This window comes from Mycolicibacterium austroafricanum (genome assembly GCF_902705885.1).
Taxonomy (GTDB): Bacteria; Actinomycetota; Actinomycetes; order Mycobacteriales; family Mycobacteriaceae; genus Mycobacterium; species Mycobacterium vanbaalenii_A.
Map to the genome: position 1 here is coordinate 42,051 of NZ_CACSIP010000025.1, position 18,108 is coordinate 60,158.

16 protein-coding genes are annotated in these 18,108 nt (G+C 62.6%); 12 read left to right on the forward strand and 4 right to left on the reverse strand.

All coding sequences use genetic code 11. The features are described from left to right. Nucleotides 1-22 precede the first annotated feature (22 nt). The 8 genes from BEMPMBAN_RS17700 (at nt 23) to BEMPMBAN_RS17735 (ending at nt 9,462) form a co-directional block, all read left to right on the forward strand. Nucleotides 23-979, forward strand: a complete 957-nt coding sequence (locus BEMPMBAN_RS17700) for a conjugal transfer protein (protein WP_159232436.1) — start codon at nt 23-25, stop codon at nt 977-979. Nucleotides 980-990: 11 nt separating this feature from the next. Continuing rightward, nucleotides 991-1,296 (forward strand): hypothetical protein, encoded by a 306-nt coding sequence (locus tag BEMPMBAN_RS17705; protein ID WP_159232438.1) that lies wholly within the window; start codon nt 991-993, stop codon nt 1,294-1,296. 117 nt (nt 1,297-1,413) lie between these two features. Then, nucleotides 1,414-1,662: a hypothetical protein gene (locus tag BEMPMBAN_RS17710; protein ID WP_159232440.1), complete on the forward strand. Its 249-nt coding sequence runs from the start codon at nt 1,414-1,416 to the stop codon at nt 1,660-1,662. Between the two features lie 133 nt (nt 1,663-1,795). Then, on the forward strand, nt 1,796-4,267 hold the full coding sequence (locus tag BEMPMBAN_RS17715) for an ATP-binding protein (protein ID WP_159232442.1): 2,472 nt from the start codon (nt 1,796-1,798) through the stop codon (nt 4,265-4,267). Next, nucleotides 4,264-6,195, forward strand: a complete 1,932-nt coding sequence (locus BEMPMBAN_RS17720; RefSeq protein WP_159232444.1) for a hypothetical protein — start codon at nt 4,264-4,266, stop codon at nt 6,193-6,195. Before BEMPMBAN_RS17715 ends, BEMPMBAN_RS17720 begins: the two co-directional genes overlap by 4 nt. A 134-nt stretch (nt 6,196-6,329) precedes the next feature. After that, nucleotides 6,330-8,159, forward strand: coding sequence for an AAA family ATPase (locus BEMPMBAN_RS17725; protein ID WP_159232446.1), 1,830 nt, complete (start codon nt 6,330-6,332; stop codon nt 8,157-8,159). Between the two features lie 280 nt (nt 8,160-8,439). After that, nucleotides 8,440-8,919 (forward strand): hypothetical protein, encoded by a 480-nt coding sequence (locus BEMPMBAN_RS17730; RefSeq protein WP_159232448.1) that lies wholly within the window; start codon nt 8,440-8,442, stop codon nt 8,917-8,919. Nucleotides 8,920-8,952: 33 nt separating this feature from the next. Next, nucleotides 8,953-9,462, forward strand: a complete 510-nt coding sequence (locus BEMPMBAN_RS17735) for a hypothetical protein (RefSeq protein ID WP_159232450.1) — start codon at nt 8,953-8,955, stop codon at nt 9,460-9,462. A gap of 81 nt (nt 9,463-9,543) precedes the next feature. Here the strand turns inward: BEMPMBAN_RS17735 and BEMPMBAN_RS17740 are convergent, their stop codons facing one another. From BEMPMBAN_RS17740 to BEMPMBAN_RS17755, 4 genes are all read right to left on the reverse strand, one after another. After that, nucleotides 9,544-10,374 (reverse strand): zeta toxin family protein, encoded by an 831-nt coding sequence (locus BEMPMBAN_RS17740; protein WP_159232452.1) that lies wholly within the window; start codon nt 10,372-10,374, stop codon nt 9,544-9,546. Further along, a complete protein-coding gene (locus BEMPMBAN_RS17745; RefSeq protein ID WP_159232455.1) occupies nt 10,371-10,859 on the reverse strand; it encodes a helix-turn-helix domain-containing protein in 489 nt (162 codons plus the stop codon). The genes BEMPMBAN_RS17740 and BEMPMBAN_RS17745 overlap by 4 nt, the downstream gene beginning before the upstream one ends. Nucleotides 10,860-11,053: 194 nt before the next feature. Beyond that, on the reverse strand, nt 11,054-11,362 hold the full coding sequence (locus BEMPMBAN_RS17750; RefSeq protein WP_159232457.1) for a toxin: 309 nt from the start codon (nt 11,360-11,362) through the stop codon (nt 11,054-11,056). Continuing rightward, the gene (locus tag BEMPMBAN_RS17755; RefSeq protein ID WP_159232459.1) at nt 11,359-11,586 is read right to left on the reverse strand and encodes a ribbon-helix-helix domain-containing protein; all 228 of its coding nucleotides are present in this window, start codon (nt 11,584-11,586) and stop codon (nt 11,359-11,361) included. Before BEMPMBAN_RS17755 ends, BEMPMBAN_RS17750 begins: the two co-directional genes overlap by 4 nt. A gap of 284 nt (nt 11,587-11,870) precedes the next feature. Here BEMPMBAN_RS17755 and BEMPMBAN_RS17760 point away from each other — a divergent pair, with 284 nt between their 5' ends. From BEMPMBAN_RS17760 to BEMPMBAN_RS17775, 4 genes are all read left to right on the forward strand, one after another. Then, nucleotides 11,871-12,470: a DUF6088 family protein gene (locus BEMPMBAN_RS17760; RefSeq protein ID WP_159232460.1), complete on the forward strand. Its 600-nt coding sequence runs from the start codon at nt 11,871-11,873 to the stop codon at nt 12,468-12,470. Beyond that, complete coding sequence (locus BEMPMBAN_RS17765) at nt 12,467-13,471, forward strand: nucleotidyl transferase AbiEii/AbiGii toxin family protein (protein WP_159232462.1); 1,005 nt, start codon at nt 12,467-12,469, stop codon at nt 13,469-13,471. The genes BEMPMBAN_RS17760 and BEMPMBAN_RS17765 overlap by 4 nt, the downstream gene beginning before the upstream one ends. A 768-nt stretch (nt 13,472-14,239) precedes the next feature. Beyond that, nucleotides 14,240-16,594 carry a hypothetical protein gene (locus tag BEMPMBAN_RS17770; RefSeq protein WP_159232464.1) on the forward strand — a complete coding sequence of 785 codons (2,355 nt, stop codon included), beginning with the start codon at nt 14,240-14,242 and terminating at the stop codon, nt 16,592-16,594. 328 nt (nt 16,595-16,922) lie between these two features. Further along, nucleotides 16,923-18,080, forward strand: a complete 1,158-nt coding sequence (locus tag BEMPMBAN_RS17775; RefSeq protein WP_159232466.1) for an ImmA/IrrE family metallo-endopeptidase — start codon at nt 16,923-16,925, stop codon at nt 18,078-18,080. The last annotated feature ends 28 nt before the right edge of the window (nt 18,081-18,108 follow it).

Sequence of the window (18,108 nt, forward strand, 5' to 3'; positions counted from 1 at the left end):
GATGGCATGAGGGAATAGTCGCATGACGCGGACCTGGAAGAACCGTTTCAAACTGATCGGCAAAGTTGTTGGCATTCTGCTGGCCATTTATTTGAGCTTTTGCACGATCGTTGCTGGCACGTCCACTACATGGAGCTGGATACGTCCGCCTGAGGGTCCGAATGTGCGGGGTATCTCTCAGACGACGTCCAACGAGAGCGCGGTGGCCACCGCCTGGGCGATCGAGTGCTTTGCGCTGTTTAAAATCGCCACTACCGCGGAGCGGGACTTGCTCAAGGATTGCTTTCCTTTGCCTGACGACTACGCGCTGCCGGAGACCCCGAAGATCTTCATCACGACGCCGCTGGCGTTGACGACGTTGGAAGACAAGCGCCAGTCCACCAGTACGGCGCAGCTGTACACCGTGTTTTTGACGACGCTGGAGCGCCCGTACGCGGGGGCTGCCGCCAAGCGTGCCTATTACGCCGTGCCGGTCAGCGTGGTCGATCACGGTCCGGCTGGTGTCAGCCTTCCAGAACGTCTCGGGGGACCGCCGGCTGGGGTCAGGTTGGCAACGCTCTACAGCTACGGAGTGACGACCCCTGATGTGAAGACGGGCAAGGGCGGAGCTCCGCTGGCTACCGATCTGGCGGGATTCTTCACGGTGTTCCTCACGACCAGCGATGCCGGGCAGCTGGCCCATTACGTCACCGGGACAGCGCAGATTGGGCCTCTGGGGGCCTATCAATCGGCGTTCTTGACCAAACTCGAAGCTACTCAACCTATTCCGGATAGCCCCGTTGAGGGTACCGAACGGCAGGTGCTGGCTCAGGTGACAGTGCAAACCGAACAGGTGTTGGACTGGCCCATGACCTATCCGTTGACGGTCACTTTCACCAAGGGCGCTTGGGCCGTGTCGCGCTTGGACTACATGCCGCTGGTCGATGTAAGCGCAGACGCCATCGAATCCGCGGCATCCTCACCGACCTCTACCCGATAGGAGATTTCCTGATGACTACCCAGATTCTTGCGGCCGTGAACCCGTTCTCGTTCGTACAGAGCACGGCGGTACAGGTCGTGATCACGTGCGTGTCGGTGGTTTTCGCTGTCGGCGCGGTGGTGACGGTGAAGAGCATGATGAGCAGGCATGGCGGTATTGGCGCCGCGGTGGCATCAGCGCTCGGGGTGATCCTGGTGGCGTGCATTGTGGGCGCAGGTTGGGGTGCTTACAGCCTGCTGGGCGGCTGGCTCAATAGCCAAGGTGTGCGGACGGTACAAGTGGTTCCGCCCGGCGGCGGCACCCCGTACGGCAGCTAAGGACTTCTCGTTATGGCGCAGGAGGATTCAGCACAGCTGTTCAGCTCGTTTCGGGATGTCCCAATATCGATCTCGGAGTCGGACTCGTTCAAGATCCCTCTGGGGCCATGGGGCCCAGTGGATCTGGTCATCGGTGTCCTAGGTTTGGCCTGGACTGTGTTCTGGGTGATCATCAACCTCGATAACGATCCCCTGACTAAGGGCATTTTCAGTGTCATGATCTCGGCGGGCGCGGTAGCGGCGGCACGGCAGATCAAGAAGGGCCGACCGCCGCTGCTCACGCGGTTCGTGTGGATGGTGCGCCGCTGGTTCCCTCAAATCGTCGACACGGGCGACGGAATCTACAAGAAACCGTTAAGAAAGTAGCTCTGTAGCACTTCGGGCATACCGGGGTTAGCGTCTATTTGTGCAAATACAACCCCCGGAATTCGCAGAGAAAAACCTATCTGTCTGTGACGGTGGCGTCTACGCAAATTATTTGCTATCTGGCATGCCATACATGTTCAAGCGCAAGGAACGTCGCCGCCGGTTCGCGGAACTGCACCGCCAGCTCACACAGGCCTTGCCGTCGGGGACGTTGCTGTATCTGGTGGCCGCACCGACTGACATCGACTTCATCATGCGACGCGCCTTGTGGGGACACCTGAGCCCGGCGCAACTGCGGCGCGCGGTCGCGGGGGAGTTGCAGGATCCGTGGGTTCAACACGTGCAGGCCTATGAATCCACTTTCCGGGCCTACGCGCCCTACCAGCGTCTGTTCTGGATCGCGATGCCTGTGGATGCCGGGTTGGAAGGGTACGCCAAAGGCTCTGCAAAGCAACGCTTCCGGAACTGGCTTGCTGGTGCCGACAGCGAAGCGGCCACCACGTTGGAGGGCTGGCGGGAGACCGCAGACACCATGGTTCGGGGGCTGCCGCGTGACTTCAAACCCACACCGGTCACCGAGGCGCAGCAGGAGTGGTTGTGGGACCAGTTCTGTTCCCTCGGCGCATTCAACGACCCGTTTCCGGCACCGACGGTGCCGGCAAGGGGCGTTTTCCGGCGGGCCAAGTTCCACCCCCGCGGCGGCCGGCGCGACGAGTCGATTCTGAAAGTGACGCGCCCGGACACCCCCGAGATCAGGCCGAGCTATCAGAGCGTGGTGACGCTGTTTGGCGCTAAGAAGCTGCGATTCCCTGGCTCGGAGATCTTCAAATTGATCGACCACATCGACCCCGCCCTGGGCCGGGTGAACTGCGCGATGCGGCTGAGCTTGAACCACGTGCAGGACGAGAAGAATCACAACACCAGTACCGCCAAGAACATTCGAGACCAGGTCCGCCAGCGCGGTATCGCCGCGCTCAATGACGACGAACTCAAGCACCAGATGCAGGATCTGCGCGAGTACAACAATCTACTCAGCGCCGAACCTGGGCAGAAGGGCATGAACGTCGATGTCGTGTTCGCTGCCGGCGCGGACTCGTTGAGCAAAGCGCGCAACCTGGAACAGGCGTTGCTCAGCATCATGGATCGCTCGGGTGTTTCGCTGCGATCATTCCCTGGGTCGCAGGCCGGGCTGATCAAGGTTTTCGCTCCCGGCAACGAGAAGCAGGCCGGACTCGAGGGTATGGGCCATCCGACGACACCGACGAAGTTCTCTCGGTTCGTGCCGCTGATCTCGACCGGCTTGGGCAACTCCACAGGCATACCACTGCTGGTGAACTACTCGACGTTGCGCCGCGAGATCGTGCTGCTGGACCTGCAGGGAGCCTCGGGGCGCGGACATGTGGGCGTGATCTTGATCGGTGGATCACCTGGTGGCGGTAAGTCGCACTGCTCGAAGATCATTGTGATCGGACTGATGAAGCGCCGCTCACGGATTCACGTCGTGGACCCCACTGATACCCGCGAATGGGAAAAGGCGATCGGGCAGGAACCTGGGGTCAAGGTGATTGACGTGGCCGGCGGCAAGGTCTCCATGGACTTGCTGCGCCTACTGAGCCCCGACGTCGGCGGGGAGGTGTTCGTCGACCATCTCATGCCATTGTTGGGGTATCCGGCAGAAAGCAGCGAGGGTGATCGCCTGGAGCTGCTGCTGGAACCCGCCTCGCGTGACACGAAGGGCATCGGCAGCTGGAACCGGCTGGTGGAAGTGTTGAGGCAAGAGGCCAGCACTGACGCCGATCGGGAAATGCTCAACAAGTTCGAGGTGCTGTCGAACCGCTCGTATATGCGGGCGCTGACCGATGAGTTGTTGGAAGCCCCTGATATCAGCAAGCTTTCAGGGCTGGTGTGGAACATGGCCGGCATTCCGCTGCCCACCAGCACGGAGAACGACACGGAGCATCTAGCGAGCCGAATCTCACGGCGCGAGCGGGCGGGGCAGGCGATCTATGGCATCTGCGCCGAACTGTCGCAGCAGTTGTTCTTCAACGATTCACAGAGCAGCGACTTCATCGTGCTTGAAGAGGCCGAGGGCTATTTGAACTCCCCGGCCGGGGGCAAGCGGGCTCACAAGATCACCCGCGAGGCCCGGCGGCTGCAAACGGGCCTTGTCGTGATCAGCCAGAACCTGATCAACGACTGCAGGAAGATGGGGACGGAGTTCGTGACCCAAACGATCCTGACCCGGTTCGATGAAGATGATGTCGCCAAAGCCCATCTGGAGCGGTTCATGGGGATCACCGAGGCCGAGTATCCCGACGTGGTGCGTCGCTATATTGACGACACTTCGCCGCCTGAGCTGAATGACACCCTCGAAATGTCGATGGCCACTGACGATTTCGATCTGGCCATGTCAGATTTCGGCAAGACGATATCTGGGCGTGAGGGTGAGTGCTTCTTCCGCGACGAGTTCCGCAGGGTGGGGCGCGGCAAGCTGCTGGGCGCACCGACTGCGGAGCTGGCAGACAGACTGAACACCAACCCAAACGAACAAAAGAGCACCGACGGGGCCAGTAAGCCGAGCAATGGTCAGCGGGGTGCGGCGTGATCGCGGCGTGGTGGTACACTCGCTCGTCGCGGCTGCGCTGGACGATCCGCATCTATACGGTGTGCTATTTGGTGTGCGTGTGGATGATGAAGTCGCAAGCCGCCATCGCTCGCGCTGACGACACTACCGAGGCGGTATCGCGCTCAGGGAACATGATGGGCTGGACTGGGCTGCACAGCCTGCGCGGAATCCCGTCCTCATCAATGCATCTGATCACGTTGTCCGATCGACGCGGAAACGGGTTCTTCGACGTCATTCTGGCGATTGTGCAGGTCTTCAAAGACATTGTTACTTTTACCTTTCCGGCTGGTCTGCTGACTGGCGCGGTGGCCTGCTTCCTGCTGTTTATGTCACTGATCCTGTGGCTGTTTAAGTTCGCGCAGTCGATGGTGTGGCTGCAGTGGCTCGCGGCGCTGTTCGCGCCCCTGTTCACGGCGCTGGTGCAGGTGGTGGTGCAGCTGGGCATCTTGCCGGTCTGCTTGTTGATCGGGCTGACAACCGGTGGTGTGGTGTTCATGCTGGGTGAACGCGGGCGCGGCATGGCGATGATGGCCGCTGCGTTCGGGGTCGGATTGTTAAGCCTGGCGTTCTTCTCTGATCCTGTGGGGGATCTGTACTCGCCCGACACTGGGCTACTGGCGGCCATTCGTCACTTGGGATTTCAGGTGGGTGAGGCGGCTGCCCGCAACGGGGCGTTGCCGGGCGCCACCGGTGCCGCCCAGCTCGACAATGCGATGGCCCGCATGGTGACCTCCCTACAGGAGGGGCCGCTCATGCAGGTCAACTTCGGTCACGTCCTCGGCTCGCAGTGCGACGAGGCCTACAAGCAGGCATTGGCCACCGCCGATAGCTCTGTGGCGCTGGATAAGATCAGGGGATGCGATAGCGCCGCGGCCGACTACGCTGAACACCTCGCGTGGGAGGCCTTGGCGGCCGTCGGGATCTTCGGGCTGCTGGCGGCCGTGATGGGCCTGTTCATCATCTACGTGGTGATCGCTGAGGTCGAAGTAGGTTTCAAGGCAGGTGCCTACGCCATCAGTGTTATCCCTATGAGCGGCCCCGGGGCGATTCCAGGTCCTACACAACGTGTGTGGATTCAGTTGATCAAGAACCTGGGTATGGCCGCGTTCGAATGGTTCGCCTACACCGTGTTCGCCTCATTCATTGCGGTCCTGATGATCTCGGCCACAGGAGAAGAGTTCGCAGCACGCACCGGCATCAACCACCCGGTGGTGAAGTTTCTCGTCGCGACGATCTTGTCTGGGGCCGCGATCGTCGCGTTCTGGAAAATCACGGGATCGTTTCGCACCATGTCATTTCGCAAAGTGTCCAGGGCCATGTCGGGCCCGGCGACAGCGGCGCAAGCGGCCATGCTGGGCACCTTCGCCAAAGGGCAATCGGCCGGCGAATGGGCGCACAACTGGCTCAATTCGCGCGGCGACGGCGAATCAGACGACGCCGACGATGAGGACAGCGATGGGCAGGGTAAGAACAGCCCGCGGGATCCCGACGTGCCCACACTCCCCGACAACATTCCCGAAACGGTCATGCCCACCACAGCCTCAGCCCCCGACAGCCAAGAAGCGCAGGGCTCTACCACCTCCCGCACCCAAGCAGCGACCGACGCCGCCGTGGCCACCGTCGCCCCGGAGGCCGCGGTGGCCCAGCGCGTCGCCGAACGCGTCCGTGGCCGTGGCCACGGCGAAAACGAGGACCCCAGCGCCGGCGGCGGTGGTGCGGGCGCCACACGCGCTGCCCAGCAGTACCTGACCGATGATCACGTGCCCGACCATGATGGGGCCCCGCGCCGCGGGGACACGGACAGCACGCCGGCCGTGCCGGGTCTGCCCGACGTCGCGGCCGACACGGCCAACGCCGAACCAGGCAACAACGGACCCAGCGTTTCGACAACACCGGAAGGCCAATAGACGATGAAACCTTGGTATTGGTCCCTTGGCGCTGCCGTAGGGGTGTTGGTGTGGGAGGTTGGGGTGTATTTCTCCGGCATTGTGAGTCTGGCGTTCTCAGCAGCTACTACGTTCAACCCGGGAGGCTGAAAACTATGCCGACAACAGCAAGCAGCAAGTTCGCCGAAGGCCTGCGGCACCTGGGGTTGCTGCCGGGCGTGGCAACCAGCAGGAATGATGCTGCCACAGCAGCAGGATGCTTTCGTGAAGCCACCCGCCTTGACCCCACGATGTGTGATGCCTGGCTGGGCTTGGCCTACGCACAAGGTTCCACCGCCCAAGTCCTGGGCGCAGCGCACACTCATGCCCGCAACATGTATCGGGAAGTGCGCAGCCTCGAAGTGCCCGACAGCCATCTGGCACCCATTGTGCGCACACCCATCGGCGGCAATTTTACGATCACCAGCAAGACGGCACTAGCCGCCGGTTATGCCGGGTTGCTGGTCAGTGACCGCCGGTTCGATGACGCCGAGAATCTGCTGATCGAACTCAACCAGCCCGAAAACACCTACGTGACGATGATATCGACCATCCTGTACGCGGTAACCGAACGCTGGACTGACCTGCTGACCACAGCGGACAAGGGCCGGCGCCCCGCCGATGTGACGATGGCGGCCACCATGGATGCGCTCACCGCACAGGCGGCCGCGAAAATGGGGCAGTTCGGGCGCGCGGTGGAGCTCGCCGAATTCGCCTACCTGCACGGCGACCCGGCCACGAAGGGGTCTGCGGCGCTGACCGCGGGTCTCGCGCTGCGCAGCCTGAGCCAGGCCGACAAGGCCACTGAATGGCTGACCAAGGCAGCGGCCACCGGAACCAGCCCGGAAGCCAAAGCAGCACTGGATAACTCCGGCTATGTTCTGACCGTCGTCACCGACGATGTGATCAGCGCGCGCACCAACCGGTGGGATCCCAACAGTGCACCATCGCTGGAGGAACTCGAGCGCGAGATGCGCCGCGTCGGCGACCCTGAGCTGTTGGCTGAGGGGGAAGCCGAGCTTGCCGCCCACGTGGGTTTGGTCGTGGTCAAGGATCGGATAGAACAGCTTAAGACTGCCCAGAAATTCGACTTGGAGATGCGGGCGGCTGGCGAGCCGGTCGGTGAAATCGAAAGTCTCTGCATGACTTTCGTTGGTGAACCGGGCACTGCCAAGACCTCAGTGGCGAGGGCGACCGGCAAGATTTTCTGCGGATTGGGGCTGCTGCGATTCCCCGACGTGTATCGGGTAACGCGGATGAACCTCGTGGGCGAGGCGATCGGTCAAACAGCTCAGCGCACCAGCGAGTGGCTGGAGCGGGCACGTGGAGCCACGCTCGTGGTCGACGAGGCTCACGAGTTGTGGAAGCCGCAGACGACGAATGATTTCGGCGTGGAAGCTCTCGATACGATCATGAATTTCGCTGAGGAGCACCGTCGCGACATCATGATCATCCTGGCCGGATACAAGCTGCGCATCGACGCCATGCTCGATGCCAACCCAGGTCTGCGAAGCCGGTTCCCCGCGCAGCTGGAATTCCCGTCGTACTCGGCCGAGGAGATGCTGTCGATCAGCGACGTGATCGCCCGGCTGAGTTCCAAAGCGATTCTCGACCCGAGCGCACGTGGATACTTGGCCGCGATTTTCACCCAGTTGACCAGCACATACGAGGATTACAATCCTTACGGCGGGGAGCCGCGTCCATTGGTCGACCGCGCAGCCAACGGGCGCTTTGTACGCATGCTGCTGACGGAGGCTTCCATCTGGATGAAGAACCGAGCGATGAGCGACCCGCTGATCGACCGGAGCACCCCGGATGGGCGCCGGCAAGCGCGCACATTGTGCGAGGCTGACCTGCGGCGCGCGGCGCCGCTGGTGTTGAAGGCGCAAAAGTGCGATCCGCAGATCGCCGACGTGAACACCGATAGCGCTTTGATTGCGCTGTGATCGATTGGGGCGGATCCGCCCTTAAAATTCTGGTAGCGACCTCAGGAGGTTACATCGCATGGCCGACAAACCAATGCCGCCAACCGGAGCGGTCGAGGCGCAGCACGACCACCCGCATTCGGACTCTGAACAGTCCCAGCCCGCTGAAGCGCAACACGACAGCGGCCCGGCAGAGGACCCTTCTGCCGGTGGCGATCCGTCTGCCAGTGGCGATTGGCCTCCTGGCCTAGACCCGACCCAAGGTGTGTCCGGACTCGACGGATCCGACCCCCTCAGCGACATGGACCCGTCGACTTTTCTGGGGCCCATCCAGGAACTCGGGTCGAAAGTTGGTGAGCTGCCCACCCAGCTGGGCCAAGGGCTGCAGCCAGCGATGCAAGCAGCGCAGGCCCTGCCGTCTATGGCCTCAGCCTTGGCGCAACCCGCGGGCAATGGTCTTGCTGGTGCCGGGTCACCCTCAGGTGGCGACAAGGTCCAACTCGACCCTGAGAAAGCTCATGCCACCACGAGCAAGGCTGAGCAGGAATCAGCCAGCGGCTTAGCCAAGAAATCAGGACCTCAAGGCCTGGCAGGAAAGGCCCCGTTCGACGCGGCCGTAGTGACGGGGGCTGTCGAACAGGAGGTGATTGATACCGCGGGCCGCGGCCAGCTCGGCGTGCGATCGGTATCAACCAGTGCGAGCCGGCGAATCGGCACCGCCACCATCGAGGCCGCCGACGAGAAGGCGGCCGCCGAACAGGCATCCGTCCGCTACATCTGATCGACGACAACGGGATTTGGACAGGTAGCCACTTTGAGCGAGAACTCCGCCGACACACCAGAACCTGACAGCATCGAAGCCCTGCGCCATGACCTCACCGAGCTGAGCAGCCGCACCACCAGCCGACACCGCTACCTCACTCGCGAAATCAACGCCCTCGGAATCCTTGTCGTGCTCATGCTGGCCGGTGGGATCATCGTCGCCATCGTCGGAGCGTTATGGTCCGGCTCATCGCCCACGACCGCCGACGACGACCTCGACCAACTGCTAGCTCCGGGAACGCACTGCTATCGCAGCAGCGAAGAAATGGCCGCCGCGCGACAACGCGCGCTGGCCGCGATCGATCGCCTCCAGTGGGACCGCGACCACCGCAGCAGCGACGACACCGAGCATGGCCCCTACTACTCGCCGCCGGCTCTAACCCAGGCCCCGCCGGCACTGCCAAGCATCGTCGGCGCGAAAGACCCAGGCGTGCCACAACCAGGGGACAACCAGAACGTCGACACCGACCTATGCTTCGGGATCCCGAAGCGCGTCGGGTAAAACCCAGCCACGTGGTCGCGGCTCGGGGGCTTGTCGCGGCTGAGTGCCGGTCGAACGATTGCAGAATCCGTACAACATCGGTCAGCTTTGGCGTTTGACGGCTCCTGTTTCATCGACCACGTCGAGAATGACCGACAAACCTTCCGGGATCTCGCTGCCCGGACCGACCAGCGCAGCCGCATTGGCTATACAGACGCACGTTCCGTCCGGCCGATAGGCCTTTGAGATGGCATCGGAGGGTGTGAAGCGCCCACCCAAGTAGTCAGTGCCCGCGCTGCGAACGTCCCACCACCGGCCGATCGCTCGGGCTTGGGCGACTTCCTCTGGAACGTCGACGGCCACGATCCGGACCGTGGTGTATCCGCCTTGGTGGAGCTCGCGAAGCAGTTGCGCCCCAAGCGGCGGCCACTTGAGCGTCCCCTCGATGATGATCGGTTCGCCACGGCCAATGCAGTGCCGGCGCAGCGTATCCCAGATCCGAATGGACTCATCGTGCACGAGGGAAGCGAGCTCACGAGGGGCGATCGGCTGGCCATCACCCAGAGTCATCGACAGCAGATCATCGAACAGACCGCTGTGCAGCGCCTCGTTGAGGATGTGATCCTTGGCAGTGTCTGCATCCAGCCGCCGATAACCGGCCTTGCTGGCACCAAGAACCGCATCGAGCGCCCGCGACTTGCCCGACCCCGGGGCGCCAGCCGTTATCACGGCCACACCGCCAGGGGCCAGGGTCCCAGCCGGAGCCAGGTAATCAGTCACGATCCGCTTGCGCACCTGTGCACGCCGCGGATCATTCTCAAACACCCTATGCGTGGCGCGGGGACTGTCGGGCGCCAGCAATCCGCCTAAGGCGGTGAGATGCACCAGCTCGGCAGCGACCGCATCACGTAGCGGATCAGTCGACGCGCTCACCCGGGAGCGACGGCGTTCTCGCGGGCCCGACGAGCCCGGAACAGTTGCTCGTACTCCTCGTAGGTCAGTTTGTCTTGCTGGTAGGCGAATTCGATATCGTCCCAGGTGCCCCGCACGTAGGCGTCGGTGGGAAGGCCGCCGACTTCGGGGACGTATCCCTCGGTGTAGTCGAGCTCGCTGAGCATCTGCAGCATCGTGTCCGTGTCGATCTCGCCGGCGTCACGCTCGTCGACGATGCAGGAAACCGACAACGGCGCCACCCGCAGCACACCATCATTTTCACGTTTCACCGCGGCAAGCGTGCGGCTGACGTGCGGCTGCGATACACCAAGCAAGTCCGCGATCGCCGTCTGCGGGCGGCCAGCCAGTGCGGCTGCCACGATCACACTGCGCTCGCGGTATGCGACCAGCCGGCGCTGTGCGCCCACTTTTCGCAGGACAGCATCGGTGACCGGTGCCTGCTGTACCGAACCAGGGCGTCCCATGGCCGTCACCACCTCTCTATGCAATCAGTATAGTCGCATGTCAAGCGCTACTAATTCGCGCGGCAGGCGCTCCGGGCATCAACAGGTCGCCGAAGACCAAGGCGTGCACAACCCGGGGGGGAGAACCAGAACGTCGAGACCGACGAATGGGCTTCGTAGAACCCGACCAGGCCTCGGATGGCCGCGCGGCCGCCCTATTCCGGACCGAGAAGGGTGGTCACGATCGTTGTCGCTTCGCGTAGCGCTGTGGTTCCGATGTTGCCGATCGGGGTGTCAAGCGCCGCTGTGGGTAGCCACTGGATGAGTTCGGGTAGGACGACGCCCTCGGGTTGATGCACGGTGACGACCATGGCCATTGTGGCGCTGGGGATTTCGCCGGGGACGAAGGGGCATGTGATGACGCGGCCGGTGTGGGCCGCGAGGTGGATCGTGTTCGATAGCACCACGACGTACAGCTCGGGGTCGCTGTCGAGACGGGGGGTGATGTCGCCTGGGGTGATCACAGGCCGGCGGCTCGGTTTGTCCGGTAGACCTTTTGCGCGTAGGCGTCGATGTTGAGCGCTGGCACGGTGTGTGCGGTGTAGTTGTTGAGCGCGATGCGTAGGTGTTCGTTGCGTAGGGCTTGTTCGATCATTTCTGATCGATTCAGGCCGGCATGCTTTGCGTCCACGTCGGCTGTCGCGAGGACGTCGCGTTCGATTGTTACCGACACCTTCTCCTTCGCCATACCACTTATCCTACCGTTAGTAGGATCAAAGGTCGTATTCTCAGCAAGGCCAGGCCGGGCCATTCAAATCACCCCGTTCAGGCCCGCCTCGCGGGCCGGTCGACGGTGGCGGTCGACCGGCCCGTAGAGATACGGCATAGTCACAGCTGCCGTGCTTCTCAGCTGCCAGGGACGCTGGCTAGCCGAGGTGGGCAGTGACAGTCATCCGCGTTGCGACCATCGGATAGCGACAAACATGCAGGTAAAGTAGACGCAATGCGAGGTTTTCGATACGCTTTTATGCCATGAAGGCTGCAGATATCACCCCCGGCAAGGCCATCGCCAGGACACCCCGTGGCAGCTTTGTCCGTGTCTGCGACCTCCCCGGAACGGTCACCGCCAAGAACTCTGCTGTGTCCCGCGCGCACAAAGCCGGCGACCTCATCGCCGTCCGCAAAGGTCTTTACTTCAAGGGCACCAAAACGCGGTACGGCATGACGCGGCCGTCGGCCGAGGAAATCGCCGCCGAAGTCCTCGGCAAGACCGGGGTCGGCCCGACCGGATACAGCGCAGCCCGAGCCCTCGGCTTGACCACCCAGATCCCCCGTGAGCCGACACTGACCGTGGCAGGCCCAGTGCCCACCTCGCTGCACGGCGTGAAAATCGCACGCCGAAACAACATGAACCGACGCAGACTGCGATACACGGAAATCGCGCTACTGGAGCTCCTGCGAGGCGACTGGGAAACCACCGTCGATGAAGGCTGGCCGGCACTGGTCTCGACGTACCGCGCCGGCACCAAATCCCGCACACTGCGCCCACGCGCGCTGCGTGAGGTGATCGCCACCGAACGCTCGCCACGAGCACGCAAAAACTTCGAGCGCCTCATAGCGGCCGCGGCGTGACGCTTCTGCGGCATCACCCCAACGATCTTCGCGCCCTGATCGACCTGACCGCAACCGCCCGCGGCATCAACAACGTCTTCGTCGAGAAAGATTTCTGGGTTACCGAAACACTGCGCGCCGCGACCGCTCCCATCACGTTGGAATCCCGCGACGGCGGTGTGCATCCGGTCCACACGATCTTCAAAGGGGGAACGAGTCTCAGCCGGATCTACGGCGTCATCGAGCGCTTCTCCGAGGACGTGGACTTACTGATCGGCTTCCCACCGGTCGATGCCAGTGTTGGCGCCAAAGACCGTGTCTTGAAAACAATCCGCGACAACGTCGGTACCCACCTGGGCCTCGGGGCGGCCGATATCACCACAGAAGGCTCACCCACAAAAGGCGTCAAACGCAACACCCGCTACCACTACCCACGAGAGCGCCGGCGCCACCACGCCATCAGCGGCGGGGTGCTTCTCGAGATGGGCTGTCGCGGCGGAACCTTCCCAACCCAGACGCATCCGATGCAGTCCATGCTGGCCGAACACGCGATCAACGAACTAGGTGATACCGCTGACACCTGGGCCGAATTCGCGGCATTCGACGTCGAGGTCCTCGCGCCGGAACGAACCCTGATGGAAAAGCTCGGAATGCTGCACGACGCTGCGACCAACGCCGGCGACGACAAACACCGAGCCCGACTGTTGTCGGCTGGACGCCACATCTACGACGTCCACCAACTCCTCAACGCAGATCAGGTCCTCGACGCGTTGCGAGCCGCAGGCCCGACCGGAATAGAAGCACTGTGCACTGACATCTATGTGCACAGCTTGCAGGCCGGATTCCCCTGCACACCACGACCATCAGACGGATTTGGACAAAGCCCGCTAGTGCATCCGACGTCCCAATGCCGAGATGTGCTGGAAGCGGCCTACGAAGCGTCGGCGGCACTGATATACGGTCACCGCCCCACACTCGACGAATGCCTCGACACGATCAGGGCCAACGCCGTCCACCTGTGATCCGAAGTAACATAGCTGGCGGCGATGGATACAACGGTCGGTATCGGTGTGGACAGTGCAGCTCAGGGCCGTTAACGTGGTTTTATGACCGAGGTGGGGCAAGGCACGGTGTATCAGACGTACGCGCCTGCGCCCCCGCAAGGTCAACAGCAGCCAGCTCCGTATCCGACAACTGGACCTGGTTATCCCGTACCCCAGCTTCCGGCACCTCGGCGGCCGAGGAACCTCTTTGGGGTCCTGGGTGCTGTCGTCGGCACCGTCGGGTTGGTGTGCGGAGTGGTTGCGCTGATCGTCACTCTCACCAGGCCCGCACCGCCGGCGCCTACACCTGCTCCCACCGCTGCGCAGCCTTTCATGTTCTCACCAGAGGTCGACAAGCAGTGGTGCATCTCAATGCGGCCACTTCTTGCCGAACGAATGGACATGACGCCAGCTGAGGTGATCAGCAATGGCCCCGGGGGACGAGAGTATCGAAATTTCGCGTCTTGGGTCGGGGGGTGGTCGGAAAGAATGACCACTGCTATGAATCAAGCCGACCATGTCGGCGGTTGGCTTGATCGGACGGCCAGGAGGGCAGTCGATATGACCGTGGCCGTGAGCTTTATCAAGGACGACTCCTGGTGGAACCAAGACGCAAGATACGTTTTTAACGACGCGGCAGAGACATCCACGACGGTAAATGCGTACTGCCGGTCGGTTGGCGAGCCGGTTCGCCCGTAGGTTTTCGACCAGTTCAGATCTAGTACCCACGGCCGTAGGCTCAGGGTTATGGCATTGTCGAAGCCCAACAACCAGCATTCACGGTTAATTTCGTGGCCGCTTTGGCCCGATATTCGTCCCAGCACGCTGGGTGATCTGGCGGCTGACCACCGTGCAGACCAGCAGACAGCGCTGGACACCGCCCGCGGCCTGCGCCGCGCTTACATCGAGGTGATGGCTGAGGAGAAAGGCTTCTTCGCAGACGCCAGCGTTCGGGCCTACACACAGGAAGAGTCGGGCTGGCGAGACCTTGCTGCGTTTCGGGGTCAGAAGGCCGCTAACGTCGAAGCGTGGGCAAGAATCGGTGAAACCCTGATGCTGACGCTGATGGGGATCGACGACGACGCACACGCGGAGTTGAAGGCACAGGAAGCCCTGAGAACAACCCTGCCTGCAGCGTACGGGATGCTGGAGGTGACGGTTGTGACGAGAGCTATTGCTGCGGCCGAGGCCGCGTCCGCCAAAGCCGTTGCGGAGGTCGAGGCGATCAACGCCACGATTCCCAAAACCATCTTCACCCAGTTCAGCCCACCCAACGGGCAAGGGGCGACCAAGGTTACGCCCGTCGATTCGACCACAAACAAAGATGGGGGAACGGCAGGCAGTGACCACAACAGCATGGCACCAGCCGACAAGGATAGTGAGAAAGCAAAAGAACTCTCCTCTGGCAAGGAGCTAGGCGACCACGCAGCAACCGACAACAGAGACAAACCAACTGAAGGCAACGACACAAAGCCGCAGAACGCTGACCACGCGGCGCTAGAAGGTAAGGCAGACAAGCTTACTGATGCAGGGGCAGGTACCCAGGCGGGTGTCGGTCCTGCTGCGGGGCAGGGGTTGGGGCAGACTGCTTCACCGCTGGCTGCGGCTGGTGGGGGTTCGCAGGCTGGTTCTGGTTCTGGGAGTGGTTCCGGGGCTTCTGGTTTGAGTGGGTTGGGTCGTCAGGGTGGTGGGGCTTCGGGGCTTGGGAATGTGGGGTCGGCCCCTAAGGCTCCGGCTGCTGGTGCTTTGCCGCCGTCTGGCGGGCCTGTTAGTGATTTTGCGAAAGGGTTCACCTCGGGCGCTTCGGCGGGCGGCGCACCTCCTGCTGCTGCTGCGAGGCCGTTGCTGCCTGCTGAGGGTGCCCGGGCGCCGATGACGAGTCAGATGGGCGCTGTGTCAACGCCTCAGGCTCCTGGCGTGCAGGGGACTGGTTTGTCAGGGGGGAGTTCCGGTGTGAGTTCGGGTATGCCGCCGGTCGCGCCTGTGGGTGCGATGGGTGGGCATGCGCCTGGCGGGGTGGGGGGTTCGGGTCCGCTTCCTCCGTTTGGCTCGGATCTCAAAGGTGGTGGGGGCCCATCTCAGACTGCGGCGGGGCCGGCAGGTGCGGGCAGCGGTGCGGCGACGACGCCTGCCGGCGGTAGCGGGAGTGGTTCGCAGCAGGGTGGTGGTACGGGGGCGCCTGCGGCGATGTTGTCTGGTGCGACTGCTGCGGGGGCGGGAGGCGCGGGGTTGGCGGAGAAGTATGCGTCGGTGGATCTGGCGCCGGCGCAGCGGCGGGTGTGGGAGTTGCAGCATGCGTGCCGTAGGGAGGGCTGGCATATCGACTGGGCCGTTGGGCTTTTCGAGGATTACGGCGGCATTCAAATGCTGTTTGTATCCGATGAGGGTCAGGGGTTTGTTCCCTCGACGGTGGTGTTGCCGAATTCGATGTTGCCGGCGATGACTGATCCGGTTCTGCCGACAGATTTCTTGCGGCGGTGGTTCGGGTGGGGCGATGTGACTCGATTGATGTTGGAGTACGCCAACGCGCGAGTCGCTGGGGGTAAGGGTGGCTTGCTTGGGTTGGCTACAGGTGGGTCTACGACCGCTGCGGAGCGGGTGAACGTTCCCGTGTTGTCGGCCGATATCGGTACGAATCCGATTCCCACGACTGATGAGGTGCCGGGCCTGGGCAACGGGCGTTATCACCGGCTGAGTTCGTTGGATCACGAGTTGTACAAAGAGCTGCGGGACGTGAGCGATCCTCGTCGGGCAATTGCTCAGCTGACCGACAGATGCCGCCGCCTGGTGAGCGAGGACATGCATCTGCCGACCTGTGGGCATGATGCCATTGGGAAACTCGGTATGGGACAAGAACTGTCGGATCCGTTGCTTGAAGAGTTGCGTACCGCTGGTCGCAATCAGCTGCAGCTCGCTTCTACGCAGCGGCCAGGTAAGGGCGACTATGGGCCACCAGAGTCACACGCCGCGATGCAGAACCTGTACCGCGCTTCCTGGATCGCTTCGCAGATTTTGGAAGCTCTTGTCCGCATGAGTGATTCGGTGCCGGATCTTCCTGATGCCGCGTATGCGGTGGTGGCGGCTGAACGGGTGGCGCTTTAGCTGGAGGCGCACCGGTAGGGTGCGGCGCGACCACGACGCGCGTTAATGCGGTCGTGGGGTCGCGGCCCGTATTTGGGTGGCCGGCAATGGTCGATAAGACGAGCCGCGTGTCGCAGTGCTCGTGTTGGCCGTCGATAGCCCGGAGTGTGCTGATTTGTCCAGGTCAGGGGCTTTGTAGAACTTTCGCGGGGTCGGCTTTAGGGTGAGTGTTACCCGGTCTCCCCCTCGTGCCGGGTGTAATGGTTCGAGGCTTGGCATCTTCTGGCCGCCACGGCATTTCAGGTGCCAAGCCTCGGCCTCTGCCGGTAGGAGGTCGGCGTACATCGTGATGAGTGAGCAGTTTGCCGCCGAACCCAGCGCCGTGGTGGTGTATGGGCAGCGGGTTCGTCAAGCGCGGATCTTGCGTCAGTTGGCGGGAACTGCGGTGCTCAAGCACATGAGCTGGCGTGGCGCGAAGTTGACCCGCTTGGAGAAGGGTCCTTCGACTGTCTTGAGTGTCGGTGAAGTGTGCGCGCTGGCCGAGGTGTTGGGCTTTCCGGTGGAGTTTTTTAGGACGCCACCGACGCAGCGGCGGTTACCTGAGCTGACCTTTCGTCCTACGAAGCGGGCACCGACGGCGGGAACTCAGTTCGCCGCCCATTTCAGCGCTGCTGCGGGTGAATTCGTGACTTTCCTTGGTGAGCGTGCGCCACTTCCCATAGTGACCCTTCCGACTATTGGTGGGCAGGTTTCGGTGGCACTGCTTGCGGCGGCGGCGCGGCGCTGCATGGGTATATCGGCGAATGCGCCGGTCGGTGACATGATCGGCGCTGCGGAGCGGGCCGGGGCTGTGGTCGTGATACACGGCGATGGACTTGGCGTGTCATTGGACAAGGTGTTGCCGCAGAATCATTTGGGATGGTCGGCGTGGGTGGGAGATCGCGACCAGCGGCCGGTGATCGTGTTGCGTGAGAGCGGATCGTGGGAGCGGATTCGCTGGGCCATGGCTCATGAGGTGGGCCACTTGGTACTGGGTTGGAGTCCGGTGGGCAGTCCGCATACCGAGGACCTGGCCGAGTGTTTCGCCGGCGAGCTGCTGGCGCCGGCTTCAGCGCTGGCGGCGGAGCTTTCGACTGAGCCGACGATCACTGATCTTGCGGCAGTGAAGCGAAAGTGGGGCATCGCGATTGGTGCACTCATTCCTCATTTATGGCGTTCTGGGCTGATCACAGATGCTCGCTACGAGACGTTGAAGCGGCAGCTTCACACCAAGATCAACCGCGAGACAGGTCATACCTGGGGCAAGACGGAGCCTGGTTGGGATGGTCGCTGTCCAGAACAACCAAAGCTGCTGGCCAGCTTGCTGCATCGAAGCGGCAGTACCGGGGTTAGCCAGATGTGGCCTGACGATGTTTTGGAGGCCTTCATGGCTGGTCAGCGGTTGCCGACAGGGGGCTGGCACGAGAGCGCGACGGATTCCGTTTCGAGCTGGTCTGTCAGCGCCTGACTGGACTGGTGAATGGGGGACGGGAGAT

What these genes read in the sequence shown, in the direction of transcription:
- BEMPMBAN_RS17700 (WP_159232436.1), top strand. Translation starts at nt 23, where the DNA reads ATGACGCGGACCTGGAAGAACCGTTTCAAACTGATCGGCAAAGTTGTT.
- BEMPMBAN_RS17705 (WP_159232438.1), top strand. Translation starts at nt 991, where the DNA reads ATGACTACCCAGATTCTTGCGGCCGTGAACCCGTTCTCGTTCGTACAG.
- BEMPMBAN_RS17715 (WP_159232442.1), top strand. Translation starts at nt 1,796, where the DNA reads ATGTTCAAGCGCAAGGAACGTCGCCGCCGGTTCGCGGAACTGCACCGC.
- BEMPMBAN_RS17725 (WP_159232446.1), top strand. Translation starts at nt 6,330, where the DNA reads ATGCCGACAACAGCAAGCAGCAAGTTCGCCGAAGGCCTGCGGCACCTG.
- BEMPMBAN_RS17730 (WP_159232448.1), top strand. Translation starts at nt 8,440, where the DNA reads ATGGACCCGTCGACTTTTCTGGGGCCCATCCAGGAACTCGGGTCGAAA.
- BEMPMBAN_RS17745 (WP_159232455.1), bottom strand. Translation starts at nt 10,859, where the DNA reads ATGGGACGCCCTGGTTCGGTACAGCAGGCACCGGTCACCGATGCTGTC.
- BEMPMBAN_RS17755 (WP_159232459.1), bottom strand. Translation starts at nt 11,586, where the DNA reads ATGGCGAAGGAGAAGGTGTCGGTAACAATCGAACGCGACGTCCTCGCG.
- BEMPMBAN_RS17760 (WP_159232460.1), top strand. Translation starts at nt 11,871, where the DNA reads ATGAAGGCTGCAGATATCACCCCCGGCAAGGCCATCGCCAGGACACCC.
- BEMPMBAN_RS17770 (WP_159232464.1), top strand. Translation starts at nt 14,240, where the DNA reads ATGGCATTGTCGAAGCCCAACAACCAGCATTCACGGTTAATTTCGTGG.
- BEMPMBAN_RS17775 (WP_159232466.1), top strand. Translation starts at nt 16,923, where the DNA reads ATGAGTGAGCAGTTTGCCGCCGAACCCAGCGCCGTGGTGGTGTATGGG.